The organism is Streptomyces sp. CBMA29 (genome assembly GCF_014596445.1).
Taxonomy (GTDB): Bacteria; Actinomycetota; Actinomycetes; order Streptomycetales; family Streptomycetaceae; genus Actinacidiphila.
Genome location: NZ_MECL01000083.1, coordinates 59,215 through 76,904 on the forward strand (window position 1 = coordinate 59,215; position 17,690 = coordinate 76,904).

The window sequence follows — 17,690 nt, forward strand, 5'->3', positions numbered from 1 at the left end:
CCGCGGGCCCCCGCTGTACCGTTGGCGTGACGGTAATTGACACTGGGCGTCAGGAAAACTGACGGTGCCCGGGACGGGAGGGGCTGCGGCGTGCTGGACGTGAGGAAACTGCTGCTGCTGCGCGAGGTGGAGGCCCGCGGCTCGATCGCCGGGGCCGCGCAGGCGCTCAACTACACGCGGTCGGCGGTCTCCCAGCACCTGTCGGCGCTCGAAGCGGAGACCGGGGTGCCGCTGCTCGACCGGACGAACGGCAAGGCGACGCTGACCGCCGTCGGCCGGCTGCTGGTCAGGCACGGCGAGGACATCCTGTCCCAACTGGAGACCGCCGAATCGGAGTTGCTGGAATTCAGCGGCCAGGTCTACGGCGACCTGCGGGTCGGCATGCCCTTCCACGAGGGCCCGGCGCTGCTCGTGCCGGTGCTGGCCGGGCTGCGGCGCGACCATCCCAACCTCCGGATCACCTTGCACGACGTCCGCAGGAGCGAGGCCCGGCAGGCCGTGCGGCTCAATCAGCTCGACCTCGTCGTCGCCTCCCGCTACGACCAGATCCCCGAGCCGGACGTGCCGGGGCTGACCGAGGAGCCGGTCGCGGGTGACCGCGTCCGGCTCGCGGTGCCGCCGGGCCACCCGCTGGCGGAACGGGGCGCCTCGGGGACGGCGGTGCCGCTGGCCGACTTCGCCCGTGACCCGTGGATCTACGACGAAGGCTCGGCGCTCGGCCGGCTGACCCTGCACGCCTGCCACGGCGCCGGTTTCGCCCCGGACGCCGTGGCCGAGACCGACGACATGCAGGCCGTCCTCGGCCTGGTCTCCCACGGCTGGGGCGTCGCCCTCGTCCCCGACCTGGTCCCCGACCGCCCCGGCTTCCCCGTCGTCCGCGTCACCCCCGCCGCCCTGACCCTCACCCGCCACGTCACCCTCGTGGCCCGCACCGGCACCCTCGCGTGCCCCTCGATCGCGGCCGTCCTCACCGCCGTCCGATCCCTGGTCACCCCCCACCCCCCGGCTGCCGCCGACCCCCCACGACGGCCCGCAGCCGCCGCCGCTGCGGCCGCAGCTGACCCCCACTGACCGCCATCCGGCGGTGGCTGTCCTCCCGTCCGGGAAGACCGAGGCCATCACCTCGACCGCGTCCGCTGACGATGCCCCGCGGCAGCGCGGACAGCGCGGACAGCCGAACCGTAACGGCCTGGCCGCCGTGCGCCGACGCATCGGCGAACGCCCCCCGGCCGGGGACAGAGCCGAAGCCCGCGCCTCGAACAAACCCCGCTGGCCGCAAAGCCCATGCGCCCGCAGGCCGGTGCGGGCCGTAACGGCCTGGCCGCACGCACCACGAGCCCGGCCGCAGGCCGGGGGGCGGGCATCGAGGCTCGCGCCTCGGCCGACTCGCGCTGGTCGCAAGGCCAGCAGGGCGTGCGGAGCCGGCCGGAGGCCGTATCGGGGGCTGTTGGCGGTCGCAGGCCGCGCGCGCCCACGTCGGCGACGGCCTCTCGGCCCGGGGCCGACTCACGCTCGTCGCAAGCCCGGCCGCAGGCCGTTTCGGCTGCGGGCCGGACGTCACGCACCTGCCCGGAGGGCTATTTGCGGGCGGTTACCAGGGCGACCGGGCCGTCGAGGGGGCGGGCGGAGCAGGACGTGAAGCCGGTTTCCTCCAGCCAGCGGACGCAGTCGGCGCCGGTGTAGTCGAAGCCGCCGGGGCTTTCGAGGAGCATGTGGAGGCTGGTGAGGAGGCCGAAGGCGTTGACGCGGCGGTCGTCGTCGATCATCGACTCGTAGACGACGACGGAGCCGCCGTCCGGCAGGGCCTCGTACGCCTTCTTCAGGAGCATCCGCTTGGTGTCGAGGTCCCAGTCGTGCAGGACGCGGCCGAAGACGACGACATCGGCGGTCGGCAGGACATCGGTGAGGAAGCTGCCGGGCTCAAAGCGGAGCCGGTCGCCGAGCCCGGCGCGCCGTACCGTCTCGTGGAAGGTGGGCGCGACGGCCGGAAGGTCGAAGCCGGTGCCGCGCAGGTGCGGGTGCGCGGTCAGTACGGTGTTGAGCAGGATGCCCTCGGAGCAGCCGATGTCCACGACGCTCGTGACGTCCGTCCAGGCGAAGGCGGCGGCCAGCGCCTGCGAGGCGGCGAGCGAACCGCCGGTCATCGCCTTCTGGAAGCGACTGGTCAACTCCGCGTCGGCGTACAGGACATCGAAGGGGTTGCCGTCCGCCCCGCCGACGTTGTTCTGCGGCTCGCCGGTCCGCAGCGCCTCGGTCAAGTGCCCCCAGGACTGGTACCACTGCTCCTGCGCCATCTCCAACAGGCCCCCGATGTACGTGTCCTGGGCGCGGTCGAGGAAGGCCGCCGTGTCGGGCGTGTTCGCGTACACCCCGTCCGTCCGCTCCAGCAGGCCGAGCGCGACCTGGCTGTCGAAGAAGTCGCGGGCGCCGCGCGGGTGCAGGCCGAGGCGGGCGGCGAGCGCGGACGCGTCGGCCGGGCCGTGCGCGGCGAGGTCCGAGTACACCCCCAGCTCCACGGCGGTCAGCAGCACCTTGGACTGCCAGAATCCGAGGCCGAGTTGGACCAGTCGGTCCTGGGCGTTGCCGACGGGCGGGCGGGACGCAGTGCTCACGGCGTGTCCTTCCTGGGGTGGGGGTACAGGGCGCGGGCGGGCGGGTCACAGGGTCACAGGGTCACAGGGTCACAGCACGACGGCGGGGAAGGGCGGTGACGGCAGCGGCACCCGGCGCCTGAAGGCCGTGGCGGCCGTGGCGGCCGTGGCGCGAGCCCCCGCGCGCGGGTAGCTGCCGAGGAAACTGGCCCGCGCCCCGACGTCGGAGAGCGCGGCCACGGCGCGGCGGACCCGCTGGTCGTCGATATGGCCCTCGACGTCCACGAAGAAGCGGTAGGTGCCCAGGCGCAGCCCGGTCGGCCACGCCTGGACCCACGCGAGGCTGACGCGTCCCGCCGAGAAGACGGACAGGATCCCGGGCAGCGCGGCCGGTGTGCCGTCGCCGACCGACACCAGCAGGGACGTACGGTCCCGGCCGGTGCGGGCGGGCGGCGCCCCGGCGCGGCGGACCATGACGAAGCGGGTCACGGCGTTCTCGCGCTCGCCGATGTCGGTGGCGAGCACGCGCAGCCCGTACCGCTCGGCGACGGCGGGCGCCGCGACGGCCGCGTCCCGCGGGTCGCCGGACCCGGCCAGGTCGCGGGCGGCGCCCGCCGTCGAACCGGCCGCCTCCGTCACGGCGTTCGGGAGCTTCAGGCCGAGCCAGCGGGCGCACTGGGCGAGCGCGTGCGGGTGGCTGCGGACCCGCTCGACGCCGTCGAGTGGGGCGCCGGGCAGGCCCAACAGCGCGAAGGTGACGCGCAGTTCGGTCTCGCCGACGATGTGCAGATCGTCGGTGGCGGCGGCGAAGCCGTCGAGGGTGGCGGGGACCACGCCCTTCAGGGAGTTCTCCACCGGCACCATCGCGGCGGCGCAGTGGCCGCGCCGCACGGCGTCCAGGGCGTCGGCGACGGTCGGGTACGGCTCGCACACCGGACCCGGACCCGGCACCGGCACCGCGCCGAGCGCGGAGCGCAGCGCCGTCTCGGTGAAGGTGCCCTCGGGCCCCAGATAGGCGTACCTCATGAGGGCCGCTCCCTCAGCTCTCGATGAGGCGGTGGAAGAGGACGGTGTCGAAGATGTCCTCCATGGCGGTGGCCCGGCCGTCGCGCATCGTCCAGGAGTGGACGAACTGAAGGGTCTCGGTGTGGCCCGTCAGCGACGTGACGTGCCGGATGCCGAAGACCACGATCCGGTCGCCGGACTCGATGAACTCCATTGGTTCCAGGCGCATTCCGCCCAGGACGGTGGGGACGTGGGCGAGGAATTCCTTGACGCCCGCGTGCCCCTTCTTCGTACCGCCGAGTCCGTAGACGTCCATCCCGTCCGGATGCACCCAGTCGACGTCCGGGTGCAGGGTCGCCAGCAGCCCTTCGACGTCGCGTTCCGCGAAGGCGCGGTAAGCGGCCCGGACCGCCTCGGAGTTGCTACGCCTGGACACCGGCGCCCACCTCCCCGGCGCTGTGCTCGCGCAGGCGCCCGGGGTACATCGCGGCCAGTGTGCGGCGGATGCCGTCGCGCCAGCCGACCTCGCAGGGGCCGGTCAGCTCGCGGCGCAGCGCCGGGTCGAACTGGTAGGTCTCGCGGGTGACTTCGGACGGTACGAGCGTGGCGGTGATCCCGGTCAGCTCCTCCAGGTACCGCACGCAGTCGGTGATGCCGACCGCTTCGTCACCGCCCCAGTTGACGAGCGTGGTGGGGACGGCGGCGGCCTCCCACAGGCGCGGGACCTGGCGTACGAGGTCGTCGGTGTGCAAGAGCGAGCACCAGTTCTGGCCCTCGACGGGGACGGGGATCGGCTCGCCGGCCAGCATCCGCTTGAAGTAGAGCATCGGGACGCCGCCGTAACCGCCGGGCCCGTAGGCGATGTTGAGCCGGGCGATGGTGGTCGGCAGGCCGAGCACCTGGCCGAAGGCGCGGACGGTGCCCTCGGCGGCGATCTTCCCGACCGGGTACGCGGGCAGCCAGTCGGCCCTGCCGTCGACCGGGTCGGTCTCGGTGTAGCGGTGGTCGAGGGTCTGGCGGGCGTAGAGCGCGCCGGTGGACACGTACAAGAACGCGTCGGCGGCGCGGCAGTGGGTCATCAGCCGCCCCGCGGCGATGGAGTTGACGGCGACGGCGGCGTTGAAGTCGCCGTCCTCGCCGCGCCGGACGGCGCAGTGGACGACGTGGGTGAAGTCGTCGGGGAGGCCCTTGAGGGTGTCGGGGCCGAGGTCGTCCATGTCCCAGCGGAAGGTGGTGATGCCGCTCGCGGTGAGTTGGGCGGCGACGCCAGGGGTCCCGAAGCGGCCGAGACACCAGACGTCGTTGTCGGCGGCGAGCGCTTCGGCGACGGGCCTGGCGACCTGCCCCGTGCCGCCGGTGACCAGGATCTTCTTGCCCTTCACGGTGTCACGTCCCCGATCGTGTCGTCGGCGTCGCCCATCGCCTTGTCGAGTTCACGGCGCAGGATGGCCTGGAAGGCGGCGACGTGCTGCGGGCCCATCAGCGTGTAGTGCTCGCCCGGCACGTCGATGTAGTCGTTGGGCCCGGTGGTGTAGTCGTCCCAGCGGCGCAGTTCGTTCTCCAGCCAGTCCTGCTTGGTGCCGCGCAGCGGAACGGCGTAGAAGACCTTCATCGAGCGGGTGGTGCCGCTCGGCTGGTAGCCGCGGCCCAGGTCCGTGAGGCCGTCGGCGAGTTCGGCCCAGGCGGCGAACTTCTCTGCCGTCAGGTCGAGTTCGGCGAGCCGGTCGGCGGGGGCGATGTCGATGAAGTGCTGGAGCTGCCGTTCGCGGGGCAGCCCGCGCAGGGTGCCGGGGATCTCCAGCGACTGCTTCTTGTTGATCAGGGCCAGGAAGAAGGCGAGGTTGGCGGCGGTCTCGACGAAGTCCAGTTCTTCCATGCGGTACTTGATGTGCGGCGGGAGGTTGAAGCTGCCGACGAAGTCGACGCGTTCGCCCTGCGCCTCAAGGGTCTTGGCGATCTCGAAGGCGACCGCGCCGCCGTAGGAGTAGCCCGCGACCGCGTACGGCCCGTGCGGCTGCTTGGCGCGGATCGCGTCCACGTAGGTGGCGACCATCTCCGCGAAGGTGGCAAAGGGCTTCTCGCCGCGGTTGAAGCCGCGGGCGCGCAGCGCGTAGAAGGGCCGGTCGGCCACGAAGTACTTGGCGAGGTTGACGAAGACGAGGACTTCGCCGACGCCGGGGTGCACGCAGAACAGCGGGGTCTTGCCGCCGCTGAGCTGCATGGGGACGATCGGGTCGTACGGCCGCTCGCCGGGCGTGGTGTCCCCGCCCGCGGTGGCCCCGGCCGCGAGGTCGGCGGTGATCCTGGCGGCCAGGCCGCGGACGGTGGGGGCGGTCAGCACGGTGATGATCTGGAGGTCGGCGGCGCCGAGCCGCCGGGCGACGCTGAGCCGCAGCCGCAGGATGTCCAGCGAGGTGCCGCCGAGGTCGAAGAAGCTGGCCGTGGCGCTGATCCGGTCGGCGGTGGTGTCGAACATCTCGGCGTAGATCGCGGCCAGTTGCCACTCGGTCTCGCCCTCGGGGGCGGTGTATCCGCCGAGTTGACGTGCGGTCAGCTCCTGTACGGCCGCGGTGGCGGCGGCGAAGTCGCCCTTCTCCAGGCGCTTACGGAGCAGCGCCCGCTGGATTTTGCCGAGGCTGGTCTTGGGGAAGGCGCTCTCGGGCAGCGGCAGCAGCAGCGCGGGACGGAAGCCCCAGTGCATGACGACGGTGGAGCGGACGGCGGTGAGCAGCCGGAACAGCCCGGCCTCGTCGTCGGCGGGGATCTCGGGATGGAAGGCGACGACGAGCTGTTCGGTGTCGGCGCCGGGCACGCGGGTGGGGAAGGCCGCGACGAACGAGCGCGCGACACCGTCCAGTTGCTCCAGGGCGGTCTCGATGTCGTGGCTGTAGTAGTTGACGCCGTTGACGATGACGCTGTCCTTGCTGCGGCCCACCAGGGTGAGCCGTCCGCTGTCGATCCGGCCGAGGTCGCCGCTGCGGAACCAGCCGTCAGCGGTGAACGCGTCGGCGGTGGCCTTGCCGTTGTTGTAGTAGCCGCCGGTGATCATCGGCCCGCGGAGCTGGAGTTCACCGACCTGCCCCTCCGCCAGCGGCCGGTGGCTCTCCTCGTCCGCCACCCGGATGGCCAGGCCCTCCACGGGCAGTCCGAGGTTGGCGAACTCCTGCCCCGCGTCCAGTTCGGGGAAGCCGGTGGAGTAGACGCTGCCCGCGCACGTCTCGGTCATCCCGAAGGCGGGCCACAGCGCGAAGGACGACAGGCCGTACGGGGCCAGCTCGTCGAGGAAGGTACGGCCGGTGGCGCACACGATGGCCTCGCCGCCGCTGATGATGTGGCGCAGGCGGGACAGGTCGAGCGGTTCGCCGCCGGTCGCGGTCTCGGTCGCGGCGGGCGCGATCGTGGGTGCCCCGCTCACGGCCGCGTTGACCAGGCCCAGCAGGAAGTTGGGCGTGAAGGTCATGGTGACCCGGTGGCGGGAGAGCAGCCGCAGGAAGTCCAGCGGCTCCTTGAGCACCACCTGCGGCTCGACGTGGAGTTGGAGCGCCCCCGCGTACAGCGGCAGCAGGTGGCACTCCAGCAGCGCCGCGACATGGTCGAAGGACACCCAGTTCAGCGAGGTGTCGGCGGGGGTGAGGCGGTGGAAGCCGTTCTTGCCCGCCATCGACGCCAGCAGATTGGCGTGGGTGAGCATCACAGCCTTGGAGTTGCCGGTCGAACCCGAGGTCAGCACCAGCAGCGCCAGCTCACCGGGCTCGGCGTCGTACAGCTCCCCGGCGGGCTCGTGCCCGCGCAGCCCTTCCAGCGGTACGGCCGACAGGCCCGGCACCTGCGGGAGTTCGGCGGCCAGCGCCTCGTCGGCGATCAGCAGCGGCTTGTCGAGCAACTGGTCGACGTGCGCCAGTTGGGCCGCCCAGCGCTCCGGGTCGCCGCGCAGCGGCACCAGCGGGCAGGGCACGAGTCCGCCGAGCAGACAGGCCCAGAAGACGGTGAGGAATTCGTGCGGGCGCTCCACCAGCAGCGCGACCTTGTCGCCCGCGCGCAGTCCGTGTGCGCGCAGTCCGGTGAGCGACCGGCGCGCGTCGTCCACTAATTGCGGGTACGTCTGGAGCCGGGTGGATTCACCGGCCATTCCGTGACAGTAGCGGATGCCCGAGTCCTGGTGCTTTTCCGCGGCGCGCAGCAGCAAGTGCGCGATATTGCGGACGTTCTCGTCGGCGGCGGGATTTTCCGAAGCCTCGCGTAATCGCGGCGCATTGGACATGGCTGTGCCGGGTCCTTTCGTCGCACTGTCCGGTTCACCGAGGGAATCCGTGTCAGCAAGCAAGCCCCTGAGCAGCACAGTTGACCGGCGAAGGCGTGACGCCGGCACCGTACCGATGTAGCACAGGGGTAACGAAGGAGGTACCTCGGGCAAACTTCCGGAAACACTCGACATTGAGAGAACCGGCCAGCGCGGATTATTTCCGAAACACTGGGTGAGGTCGATGGTTGAACTTTAAGAGGTCGCTCACCGCGCATTCAAGGCGGCCGGGGCTACATGGCTCAAAGCAGCCGGACGCGACTGCCGCGAAGCATGAATTCCGCAGTTGGCGGCGCTCCACGTGAGATGAGCCACAACGCGGCGGCGCTGGCCGAAAACACGTGACGCACCCGCCCGACCGCACAGCGCCACCCGCTGGGCCCCCGCGACCGGCCGCTTATGCTGCTGATGCCCAGGGCAGACACCCAGCAGGCACCGTCCGTGGAAGGCAGCACGACATGAGCCCCCGTACCGCAGTGGTCACCGGCGCGAGCAGCGGCATCGGTGCCGCCACCGCGCGCAAACTCGCCGAGGCGGGCTTCCATGTCGTGCTCACCGCGCGCCGCGCGGACCGGCTGGAGGCGCTGGCCAAGGAGCTGACGGAGCAGGGGAGTTCGGCGTCGGTGTACGGGCTGGACGTCACGGACCGGGCCGCCGTGGACGCGTTCGCGGCGGGCCTGGACCAGTACCCGCCGGTGCACGTCCTGGTGAACAACGCGGGCGGCGCTGTCGGCACCGAGCCGGTGGCCACCGCGGACCCGGCCGACTGGCGGGCGATGTTCGAGGTCAATGTGCTGGGCGTGCTCAACGTGACGCAGGCGCTGCTGCCCGCGCTGACCGCCTCAGGTGACGGCACCGTCGTCGTGCTGTCCTCGACCGCGGGCCTGGCCACGTACGAGGGCGGCGGCGGTTACGTGGCCGCCAAGCACGGCGCGCACGTGATCGCCGAGACGCTGCGCCTGGAGCTGAGCGGCAAGCCGGTGCGCGTCATCGAGATCGCGCCCGGCATGGTGCGTACCGACGAGTTCGCCCTGACCCGCTTCCGCGGTGACGCCGACCGCGCCGCCGCCGTCTACGCGGGCGTCGCCGAGCCGCTGACCGCCGACGACGTGGCCGACACCGTCTCCTGGGCGGTCACCCGGCCCGCGCACGTGAACGTCGACCTCCTGGTGCTGCGCCCGCGCGCGCAGGCCAGCAACTACAAGGTGCACCGTGAGGAGCCGCAGTGATATCCGAGCCGGAGCTGACGGGCGGCGACCCCAGCAAGCGCGGCGAGCTGGACTACGGGGTGCTCGGCGCGGCCGACGCCGCCGATACGGCCGACGGGCCCGGCGCCTCGGGCCGCGCGGCCGACCTCGTCGTGGACTTCGAAGGCGGTTCCGAGGGCGGTTCCGAGGGCGGCCCGCCGCCGGCCGCCGCCTCCCGCGTACGACCGCCGTGGGTGTGGGTGCTCGGCGCGGCCGTCGTCACCTCCGCGCTGTGGACGGGCGGCCTGTTCGTGTACGACCGGGGCCACAGCGACCTGCCGGACCTGCACGGGTACCACGTCGCCGACAGCCCCTGCGAGGGCGCGACCCTCCAGCCGCTGACCGCCGCCGTCCGGGCCAACAGCCCGGGGACGCTCTCCGTGGGGACGCCCGAGACGTCCTCGCCCGCGATGCGGCACCTCGGCTCCGCCCTCGACCAGGTCGCCTGCGACTTCTCCACCCAGGCGCCGTACGCGCGGGGCGCCACGATGTCCTACATCGTCGACGTCGCCGTCGACCTGCACAAACAGACCGATCCCCGCGTCGAATTCGAGGACCAGGTGCGGATGATGACCGGCAGCCTCCAGACCGCGAGCGAGGTCTCGTCGGTGCCGGGGCTCGGCGACCAGGCGTATTTCCTCACGCGCAGCGACGAGGGCCAGGAGCTGAAGATCCTGCACGGCGGCGCGGTCATCTCGCTCAGGTTCAACGCCTACAGCGACGTCAACGTTTCCGAGGACACCCTCAACGGCCTCGACGGCGGCTCCTATCCGCTCTCCCCCGACCTCCTCCAGTACCAGCCCGCGCTGATCGAGACGGCGCGCAACATCATGGGCGCGCTCCGGAAGTAGCCGCGGGCCGCGGGCCGCCCTCATGACGTTCCCTGCGGGCACGGCGTACGCGGCTGGCGAGCCGTACCGCCCGCGCCGTCACCGGCTGCCCGGTCAGGACGCCGGCCAGGACGAGCGCCAGGCCGCCCCACTGCTGCGCGCCCAGCGTCTCGGCCGCGACCAGCGTCCCGAGCAGGACGCCGGTGACCGGGTTGAGCAGGCCGATCAGCCCGACCCCGGCCGCCGTGAGGTGCCGCAGGCCGGTGAACCAGGCGGCGAAGGCGACGGCCGTACCGACCGTGGTGACGTAGCCGAAGCCCAGCAGCGCGCGGCCGTCCAGGGCGGGCGGCGCGCCCTCGGCCGCGGCGGCGACCGGCAGCAGGACGAGCGCGCCCGCGACGAGCTGCCAGGCCGTGGAGGACAGGACGTCCACGGCGCCGCCCCAGCGCTTGGCCAGGATGTAGCCGATCGACGACATCGCCATGGCGGCGACGGACGCGAGCAGGCCGAGCGGGTCGATGCCGTCCGCGCCGTCGAGCACCATCAGGCACACGCCCGCGATGCCGACGCAGGCGCCGAGCAGCGGCAGCGCGCGCGGGCGTTCGGACAGCAGCGGCCAGGCGAGCAGCGTCATCACGACCGGCGAGGTGGCCATGACGGTGGACGCGACGCTGGTCGGCAGGAGCTGCGCGGCGACGTACACGAGCGCGAAGAACGCGCCCATGTTGAGCGTGCCGAGCACCAGCGACTTCCACCACCACGCGCCGTGCGGCGCCCGCCTGCGGACCGCCAGCAGGAGCAGCCCCGCGGGCAGGGCGCGCAGCACCGCGCCGTACAGCGGGTAGTCGGCGGGCAGCGCCTCGCGGGTGACGTAGTACGTCGTGCCCCAGGCGACCGGGGCGACGGCCGTGACGAGGGACCACCGCACATTAGCTTCCATGGAAGCTAATGTAGCTTCCTCGGAAGGTATTGTGGAGGGCATGACCGCACGCAGACCGCCGGACTCGCCTGAACCGCCCGATCACGTCGCCCGGATCCAGCGGGAGTGGGCCCGCGAACGGCCCGATGTGGACGTACGGCCGCAGGGTGTCATCGGCAGGCTGCACCGGCTCGCGGGCCGCCTCACCGAGGAGCTGTGCGTCGTCTACCGCGAACACGGCCTCGGCGAGGGCGACTTCGACGTCCTGGCCGCGCTGCGCCGTGCGGGCGCGCCCTTCGAGCGGGCGCCCTCGGAGCTGGCCGAGCACACCATGGTCACCACCGGCGCGATGACCAAACGGATCGACCGCCTGGAGCGCGCGGGCCTGGCGACCCGCCGCCCCAGCGAACTCGACGGCCGCGGCCGGGTGGTCGCGCTCACCGCGCACGGCCGCCAGGTCATCGACCGCGCCTTCACGGCCCACATGGCCAACGAGCGCCGCCTGCTCGGCGCCCTGACCGGCGACGAGGCCGCCCAGCTCGAAGCCCTGCTGACGAAGTGGCTGGCCCGGGTCGAACCGCCCGGCGCGTGACCCGGTCCGTCGTCAGGAACGGGTTCAGCCCTCCGGGTCGAGGTCGACGCGCATCGTGAGCAGGTTGGTCCCGAACACCCGGACCGCCGCGCTGTTGAACCTCGGCAACCGCTTCAGCCGTTCACGCGGGTCGTCGTCGTCCACGAGGGCGGCCGTACCGGCGTGCCACGTGCCCTTGATCTGCACGCGTACGCGCGGGTCCGCCTCGATGTTCCGCACGTACTGCGACTGCCGGCCGAATTCACTGACCCACCAGAACGTGGTGCCCTCCAGCGCACCCCCCACCGGCGTCCGCCGGGGCAGCCCGGACACCCGGCCGGTCGTCTCCACCACCGCCGCCCCCGGCGTGAACGCCGCCGTCCGCCGCGCCACCGGATTCACCACCCACCGCTGCCCCCAGACCACCAGCCCACGACCCGCCACACCCACCACTCCCTCATCCACCCGCACCAACCCAACACCCCCACTTCTACCCCCCGCGACAGCCGATCCGCACACACCAGGCGCGGACCCGCCCAGCACAAACCCCGCCCGCCCCCCGGCAACCCACCACCCCCGGCCAACACCCCCGCGGCAGCGGATTCGCACACACCGGACGCGGACCCGCCCAGCACAAACCCCGCCCGCCCCCCGGCAACCCACCACCCCCGACGAACACCCCCGCGGCAGCGGATTCGCACACACCGGACGCTCGGTGGACACGGAACCGTCGCCGGATGGCGGGATGGTGCTGATGTGGTGTGGGTTGACGTGAGCATGTTTGGCGAAGCCAAATCCTTGGGGATGATTCCCGCGGCGTTCTTCGCGCGTAGATCCTTACGACAGCAGGGCCGTTGACGCTGGAGCCGCTCGATGCCACACCCCGTGCAGTCAGAGATCAGAGCGTTACCCCGTCCCCCCACTCACCCTCACGCCCCCACCCTCACCCCCCACCGTCACCGCCATCGCGGTCTACCGCTCAGAGCCATCTTGACATGCCCACATCAGTGCACCTCGGCGCAGCTCGTTGCTGAAGTGACCGCTGAAGCGATCGTCCCGCCGATGGAGGTTCCGTGAACCGCACCAAGTCCCTGTCCGTGCTGGCCACGTTGGTCATGGGCGCCGCCCTGGCCCTCGTGGGCGTCAGCCCGGCCCACGCCGCAGGCCCCGCCTATGTCGCCCTGGGCGACTCGTACTCGGCCGGAAACGGCGCGGGAAACTACGACAGCGCCAGCGGCGACTGTCACCGCAGCTTCAGCGCGTACCCGTACTTGTGGAAGAACGCGCACGCCCCGTCCTCCTTCGCCGACACCGCCTGTTCCGGCGCGGTGACCTCGGACGTGCTGAACAACCAGCTCGGCCCGCTCAACTCCTCCACCGGCCTGGTCACCCTCACCATCGGCGGCAACGACGCGGGCTTCTCCGACGTCATGACCACCTGCGTGACCGGCTCCGACAGCGACTGCGTCAACCGGGTGAACACGGCGGAGAACTTCGTCAGGAACACGCTGCCCGGCCGCCTCGACGCGGTCTACAACGCGATCCACGCCAAGGCCCCCTCGGCGCACGTCGTCGTCCTGGGCTACCCCGACATGTACACCCTGAACACCTTCTGCATCGGTCTCAGCGCCACCAAGCACGCCAAGATCGACGAGGCCGCCGACGTGCTCGACACCACCACCGCCGCCCGCGCCGCCGCGCACGGCTTCTCCTTCGGTGACGTCCGCTCGACGTTCAAGGGCCACGAGCTGTGCTCGGGCGACGCCTACCTCCACTCGCTGGTCATCTCGCCGAGTTGGGAGTCGTACCACCCGACCGCAACAGGTCACTCCAACGGCTACCTGCCGGTGCTCAACGCCAACGACTGACGGCACCGGCTGACGGCGTCGGCTGACAGCCGCCCCGCTCCGGCCGAAGGCCCCCCGCCCGCTCAACCCCCCACCGGGCAGGGGGCCTTCGCGTACGCACGTCGCGGCGGCGGCGGCCTCAGAAGTCGACGTCCTTCGTCGTGACCGTCCCCGCCGTGCGGCCGGGGGCCGCCTGAAAGCTCCAGTAGAGATTGGTGTGGGCGATCACCTGGGCCGGGGGCGGCGCGCCCCACTCGGTCAGATCCTCCGTCGTGTGGGCGTCGCCGACCAGCGTCGTGTCGTATCCCCGCACGAGCGCGCCGTGCAGCGTGGAGCGGATGCACGCGTCGGTCTGGCCGCCGACGACGAGCAGGCGCCCGACGCCGAGACCGGCCAGGACCTCCTCCAGGTCGGTGTCCTCGAAGGAGTCGCCGTACGCCTTGTCGATGTGCGGCTCGGCGTCGTCCGCACCCAGTTCGGGCGCGATCCGCCACGGCTCGCTGCCCTTCGTCCTGTCCTCGCCGGAGTCCTGGACCCAGACCACCGGGGTCTGTTTCTCCCGTGCCCGCGCGACGAGCGCGGCGATGTTGGCGACCACCGCGTCACGTTCGTGGCAGCCGTTGAGCACGCCCACCTGCGAGTCCACCACGAGGAGTGCGGTGTGCGGCCGGTTCCTGAGAGTGGTCATGGTCTTTCCCCCTTGCTCACGCGCCGTTCTGCTCACGCTCTGTGTCGCACCGCGCGTCACGCCTGCGTCGTCACGCTCTGTGCCGATCTCCGTCCACCGTAACCCCCACCACCGACAACGGGCCCGACGATCTCTTTGCCGTTTCGAGCCGCGCATTCAGGTGATTCCGGCACGAACGGCGATTTTCAGCCACCTAGTATCTGGTTCCGTGACAGACGGGAAGAGCCGGCGGCGACCGGCCGGCCACGCGACCGGGGCGGGCGGCCACGCGACCGGCGTGGTCGTCCTCGGGGCCGGTCCCGCCGGGCTCGTGCTCGGCAACATCCTTGCGGACCGGGGGATCGACTGCGTCGTCCTGGAACGGGCCGAGGCCGCGCAGGTACGGACCCGTGCGCGCGCCGGATTCCTGGCGGCCAACACCGTACGGATTCTCGAACGGCACGGCCTCGCCGAGGGGTTGCGGCGGCGCGGGCAGCCCCACAGCACCTGCGAGTTCCGTACCGAGGACGGCCGGTTCCGGCTGGACTACGGCGCGCTCGGGCAGCGCGAGCCGCACACCGTCTACCCCCAACAGGACCTGGTGAGCGACCTGTCGGCCCGGTTCCTGGAACGCGGCGGGCAGATTCGTTTCGGCACCGAGGCCGTGGCCGTACGCGACGTCGACAGCGAGCGGCCCGAGGTCGTCGTGCGCGAGGCCGACGGACGGCCGGGCCTGTGGCGGGCGCGGTACGTGGCGGGTTGCGACGGGCGGCACGGCGCCGCCCGGCGTTCGCTGCCGCCCGGCGTCGTCCGCCACCACCGCGATCACGGCGTGACCTGGCTCGGCCTGCTCGCCGAGGCGCCGCCCAGCCTGGACGCCGTCGGATACGCGGTGCACGAGCGCGGGTTCGCCGGGCACATGGCCAGGACCAGTGAGGTCACCCGCTACTACCTCCAGTACGAGCGCGGCGCCCCGGCCGACGCCTGGTCGGCGGAGCGGATCTGGGACGAGCTGGAACTGCGCATGCGGGCGAAGGAGTTCGGGCCGCTGCTGCGCGGCCGGTTCGTCCAGCGGTCCGTCGTCGACCTGACGTCCGACGTGCTCGAACCCCTGCGCCACGGCGCGCTGTTCCTCGTCGGCGACGCCGCCGGTCTGATCAGCCCGTCGGCCGCGAAGGGCGCCAATCTGGCCGTACTCGAAGCGGCGGTCCTGGCCGACGCCCTGACCGCCGATCTCACGGCCGGGGACCCGCGCGGCCTCGACGCCTATTCGGCGCGCTGCCTGACGCACATCTGGCGGGCGCAGGAGTTCTCGCACTGGATGATCGGGCTGCTGCACGGTCCGTCCGGCGCGGACGGCGAGTCGCTGTTCCACAACTCCCTGCGCCGCGCCCGCCTCGCCTCGTTGCGCACGTCGCGCAGCCAGCAGGACTGGTTCGCCGAGCACTACGTCGGCGTCTAGCCGCTCCGGCCCGCCGCCCCGGCCGCCCACCCGGCCGCCCACCCGTACGCACGCGTCCGAACCCCGAACGAATGAGGGTCCCCCCGCAAATGATCACGGCACTGTCGGGCGATACGTCCGACGCGTCCCGCCTGCGCGCGACGGTCGGCTTCGTCAGGGAGCAGGACACCGCCACGCTGCTCCGGCTCCTGCTTCCCGGGCTCGACGGACCGGAGTCGCGGACGCTGGCGGAGCACTGCGCCTTCTCGCACGCCGCACTGCTCGTCTTCCCGTCCGACCGGGCGGAGTTGGAGGCCACGCTCGCCGGCTGCGGGCTGGTCGCGGACGCGCCGCCGACGCCGAGCGTCGTCGTACGCGAGCGGCTGGCCGTGCGGCACAAGCGGAGCGCGGCGGAGCTGGACGTCGGGATTCTGCGGCCCGCGGTGGAGTGCCGGGACGGGGAGCGGCGGACGGTCGAGGTGTTCGCGCTGACCGTGCCGCCGGGCTCAGAGCTCGGCGAGGTCGCGGCGTACGAGCGTGAGCGGCAGCACGAGACGCATGTCGCCTTCGAGGTCGGGGCACCGGACCCGTCGGTGCTGCGCGGTCTGTGCGCGGCCTTCGGGCGGTACGGCGCGACGCCCGACGGCGGCGGCTACAACCCGCACGAGAACGGCACGGTGTTCTACTTCGCCGCGCCCGCCGAGGCCAAGGCCGGTTACCGGCGGGTGGAGTTGTACGTGCCGGGCGACCACCGCGACCTGCTCGACGGATAACCGTAGCCCGTTGCCGTACCCACCCCTCAGCACGGCCCGTAACCCCAAAAGCCGAAGCGGCCACGGGCGCACGGTTCCAGGAGCCGTGCGCCCGACGCGTCAGCCCTTGACGCAGACGACCTGCTTCAGCTTGGCCACCACCTCGACCAGGTCGCGCTGCTGGTCGATGACCTGGTCGATGGGCTTGTAGGCGGCGGGGATCTCGTCCACGACGCCGGAGTCCTTGCGGCATTCGACGCCGCGGGTCTGGTCCTCCAGATCGCGGGTGGTGAAGCGGCGCTTGGCCGCGTTCCGGCTCATGCGGCGGCCGGCGCCGTGGGAGGCGGAGTTGAAGGCGGCGGAGTTGCCGAGGCCGCGGACGATGTAGGAACCGGTCCCCATGGAGCCGGGGATGATGCCGTGGTCGCCGGAGCCCGCGCGGATGGCGCCCTTGCGGGTGACCAGGAGGTCCATGCCGTCGTAGCGCTCCTCCGAGACGTAGTTGTGGTGGCAGGAGATGACCTCGTCGAAGGTCGGCCGGGCCTTCTTGAACTCCTTGCGGATGACGTCCTGGAGGAGCGCCATCATGATGGCGCGGTTCTTCTTGGCGTACTCCTGCGCCCAGAACAGGTCGTTGCGGTACGCGGCCATCTGCGGGGTGTCCGAGATGAAGACCGCGAGGTCGCGGTCGACCAGGCCCTGGTTGTGCGGCAGCTTCTGCGCCTGGCCGATGTGGAACTCGGCCAGCTCCTTGCCGATGTTGCGGGAGCCGGAGTGCAGCATCAGCCATACGGCGCCGGACTCGTCGAGGCAGACCTCCACGAAGTGGTTGCCGCCGCCGAGCGTGCCCATCTGCTTGGTCGCCCGGTCGGCCCGGAACTTCACGGCCTCCGCGAGCCCGTCGAAACGGTCCCAGAAGGAGTCCCAGCCGGAGGTCGCCATGCCGTGGAAGCGGTCGGGCGCGACCGGGTCGTCGTGCATTCCGCGTCCGACCGGAATCGCCTGCTCCACCTTGGAACGCAGCCGGGAGAGGTCGCCGGGCAGGTCGTTCGCCGTCAGGGAGGTCTTGACCGCGCTCATGCCGCACCCGATGTCGACGCCGACCGCCGCGGGGCAGACCGCGCCGTGCATCGCGATGACGGAACCGACCGTGGCGCCCTTGCCGTAGTGGACGTCGGGCATGACGGCCAGGCCCTTGATCCACGGCAGCGAGGAGACGTTGCGGAGCTGCTGCATCGCGACGTCCTCGACCGTGGTCGGGTCCGTCCACATCCGGATCGGCACCCGGACACCCGGCACCTCCGTATAAGACATGACAATCCCCCGTAAACGGCAAAATCAAGGATGCTTCACGCGATAAAACCGCCCCAAGAGGTGGTTTGGGTGAAGCTTGCGGTAGACATTGTGTCCACGGCGCACCCGCTCACGCCAAAGGTTTAGCGCGCGGGAGCGGCAGAACCCGAGGGGAAGGGGGCCCGCCAAGTGCGGTCCACGCGAAGTGTCCCGGCGGCGCGAGGTGC

16 protein-coding genes are annotated in these 17,690 nt (G+C 71.9%); 7 read left to right on the forward strand and 9 right to left on the reverse strand.

The features are described from left to right. The first annotated feature begins 90 nt into the window (after window positions 1–90). Entirely contained in the window at window positions 91–1,071 is a 981-nt protein-coding gene (locus BGM09_RS12895) for a LysR family transcriptional regulator (RefSeq protein ID WP_188281671.1), read from the forward strand. A gap of 506 nt (window positions 1,072–1,577) precedes the next feature. On the opposite strand, the gene BGM09_RS12900 is transcribed toward BGM09_RS12895, so the two are convergent. The 5 genes from BGM09_RS12900 to BGM09_RS12920 all read right to left on the reverse strand — a co-directional run bounded on the left by BGM09_RS12900 (window position 1,578) and on the right by BGM09_RS12920 (window position 7,857). Continuing rightward, the gene (locus tag BGM09_RS12900) at window positions 1,578–2,612 is read right to left on the reverse strand and encodes a methyltransferase (protein ID WP_188281672.1); all 1,035 of its coding nucleotides are present in this window, start codon (window positions 2,610–2,612) and stop codon (window positions 1,578–1,580) included. Window positions 2,613–2,681: 69 nt separating this feature from the next. Continuing rightward, window positions 2,682–3,617, reverse strand: a complete 936-nt coding sequence (gene pheA / locus BGM09_RS12905) for a prephenate dehydratase (protein WP_188281673.1) — start codon at window positions 3,615–3,617, stop codon at window positions 2,682–2,684. A 13-nt stretch (window positions 3,618–3,630) separates the two neighbouring features. Next, window positions 3,631–4,032, reverse strand: coding sequence for a nuclear transport factor 2 family protein (locus tag BGM09_RS12910; protein WP_188281674.1), 402 nt, complete (start codon window positions 4,030–4,032; stop codon window positions 3,631–3,633). After that, window positions 4,019–4,978: an NAD-dependent epimerase/dehydratase family protein gene (locus BGM09_RS12915; RefSeq protein WP_188281675.1), complete on the reverse strand. Its 960-nt coding sequence runs from the start codon at window positions 4,976–4,978 to the stop codon at window positions 4,019–4,021. Before BGM09_RS12915 ends, BGM09_RS12910 begins: the two co-directional genes overlap by 14 nt. After that, window positions 4,975–7,857 carry a non-ribosomal peptide synthetase gene (locus BGM09_RS12920; RefSeq protein ID WP_188281676.1) on the reverse strand — a complete coding sequence of 961 codons (2,883 nt, stop codon included), beginning with the start codon at window positions 7,855–7,857 and terminating at the stop codon, window positions 4,975–4,977. The genes BGM09_RS12915 and BGM09_RS12920 overlap by 4 nt, the downstream gene beginning before the upstream one ends. Before the next feature lie 497 nt (window positions 7,858–8,354). Here BGM09_RS12920 and BGM09_RS12925 point away from each other — a divergent pair, with 497 nt between their 5' ends. Both BGM09_RS12925 and BGM09_RS12930 read left to right on the forward strand, forming a co-directional pair. After that, a complete protein-coding gene (locus tag BGM09_RS12925) occupies window positions 8,355–9,125 on the forward strand; it encodes an SDR family NAD(P)-dependent oxidoreductase (protein WP_188281677.1) in 771 nt (256 codons plus the stop codon). Continuing rightward, a complete protein-coding gene (locus BGM09_RS12930) occupies window positions 9,122–9,994 on the forward strand; it encodes a hypothetical protein (protein ID WP_188281678.1) in 873 nt (290 codons plus the stop codon). The genes BGM09_RS12925 and BGM09_RS12930 overlap by 4 nt, the downstream gene beginning before the upstream one ends. Here BGM09_RS12930 and BGM09_RS12935 read toward each other — a convergent pair. Further along, on the reverse strand, window positions 9,972–10,913 hold the full coding sequence (locus BGM09_RS12935; protein ID WP_188281679.1) for an EamA family transporter: 942 nt from the start codon (window positions 10,911–10,913) through the stop codon (window positions 9,972–9,974). The two genes, BGM09_RS12930 and BGM09_RS12935, sit on opposite strands and share 23 nt — an antisense overlap. A 40-nt stretch (window positions 10,914–10,953) precedes the next feature. Between BGM09_RS12935 and BGM09_RS12940 the strand changes: the two genes are divergently transcribed. Continuing rightward, window positions 10,954–11,484 (forward strand): MarR family winged helix-turn-helix transcriptional regulator, encoded by a 531-nt coding sequence (locus BGM09_RS12940; protein ID WP_188281680.1) that lies wholly within the window; start codon window positions 10,954–10,956, stop codon window positions 11,482–11,484. A gap of 24 nt (window positions 11,485–11,508) precedes the next feature. Here BGM09_RS12940 and BGM09_RS12945 read toward each other — a convergent pair whose 3' ends face one another. Then, the gene (locus BGM09_RS12945) at window positions 11,509–11,916 is read right to left on the reverse strand and encodes a nitroreductase/quinone reductase family protein (protein ID WP_411158298.1); all 408 of its coding nucleotides are present in this window, start codon (window positions 11,914–11,916) and stop codon (window positions 11,509–11,511) included. Between the two features lie 662 nt (window positions 11,917–12,578). Between BGM09_RS12945 and BGM09_RS12950 the strand changes: the two genes are divergently transcribed. Beyond that, a complete protein-coding gene (locus BGM09_RS12950) occupies window positions 12,579–13,331 on the forward strand; it encodes an SGNH/GDSL hydrolase family protein (RefSeq protein WP_188281728.1) in 753 nt (250 codons plus the stop codon). Between the two features lie 118 nt (window positions 13,332–13,449). Here the strand turns inward: BGM09_RS12950 and BGM09_RS12955 are convergent, their stop codons facing one another. Further along, entirely contained in the window at window positions 13,450–13,998 is a 549-nt protein-coding gene (locus BGM09_RS12955; protein WP_188281681.1) for an isochorismatase family protein, read from the reverse strand. A 277-nt stretch (window positions 13,999–14,275) separates the two neighbouring features. On the opposite strand from BGM09_RS12955, the gene BGM09_RS12960 reads away from it, so the two are divergent. Next, window positions 14,276–15,439, forward strand: coding sequence for a 4-hydroxybenzoate 3-monooxygenase (locus BGM09_RS12960; RefSeq protein ID WP_188281729.1), 1,164 nt, complete (start codon window positions 14,276–14,278; stop codon window positions 15,437–15,439). Window positions 15,440–15,528: 89 nt separating this feature from the next. Further along, the gene (locus BGM09_RS12965) at window positions 15,529–16,191 is read left to right on the forward strand and encodes a hypothetical protein (RefSeq protein WP_223186743.1); all 663 of its coding nucleotides are present in this window, start codon (window positions 15,529–15,531) and stop codon (window positions 16,189–16,191) included. A gap of 99 nt (window positions 16,192–16,290) precedes the next feature. On the opposite strand, the gene BGM09_RS12970 is transcribed toward BGM09_RS12965, so the two are convergent. After that, window positions 16,291–17,484 (reverse strand): RtcB family protein, encoded by a 1,194-nt coding sequence (locus BGM09_RS12970; RefSeq protein WP_188281682.1) that lies wholly within the window; start codon window positions 17,482–17,484, stop codon window positions 16,291–16,293. Window positions 17,485–17,690: the final 206 nt, after the last annotated feature.

Excerpts from the sequence above, each read along its gene's own strand:
- BGM09_RS12925 (WP_188281677.1), top strand. The coding sequence starts at position 8,355 with ATGAGCCCCCGTACCGCAGTGGTCACCGGCGCGAGCAGCGGCATCGGT.
- BGM09_RS12950 (WP_188281728.1), top strand. The coding sequence starts at position 12,579 with ATGGGCGCCGCCCTGGCCCTCGTGGGCGTCAGCCCGGCCCACGCCGCA.
- BGM09_RS12940 (WP_188281680.1), top strand. The coding sequence starts at position 10,954 with ATGACCGCACGCAGACCGCCGGACTCGCCTGAACCGCCCGATCACGTC.
- BGM09_RS12965 (WP_223186743.1), top strand. The coding sequence starts at position 15,529 with ATGATCACGGCACTGTCGGGCGATACGTCCGACGCGTCCCGCCTGCGC.
- BGM09_RS12920 (WP_188281676.1), bottom strand. The coding sequence starts at position 7,857 with ATGTCCAATGCGCCGCGATTACGCGAGGCTTCGGAAAATCCCGCCGCC.
- BGM09_RS12970 (WP_188281682.1), bottom strand. The coding sequence starts at position 17,484 with ATGTCTTATACGGAGGTGCCGGGTGTCCGGGTGCCGATCCGGATGTGG.
- BGM09_RS12955 (WP_188281681.1), bottom strand. The coding sequence starts at position 13,998 with ATGACCACTCTCAGGAACCGGCCGCACACCGCACTCCTCGTGGTGGAC.
- BGM09_RS12935 (WP_188281679.1), bottom strand. The coding sequence starts at position 10,913 with ATGGAAGCTAATGTGCGGTGGTCCCTCGTCACGGCCGTCGCCCCGGTC.
- pheA (WP_188281673.1), bottom strand. The coding sequence starts at position 3,617 with ATGAGGTACGCCTATCTGGGGCCCGAGGGCACCTTCACCGAGACGGCG.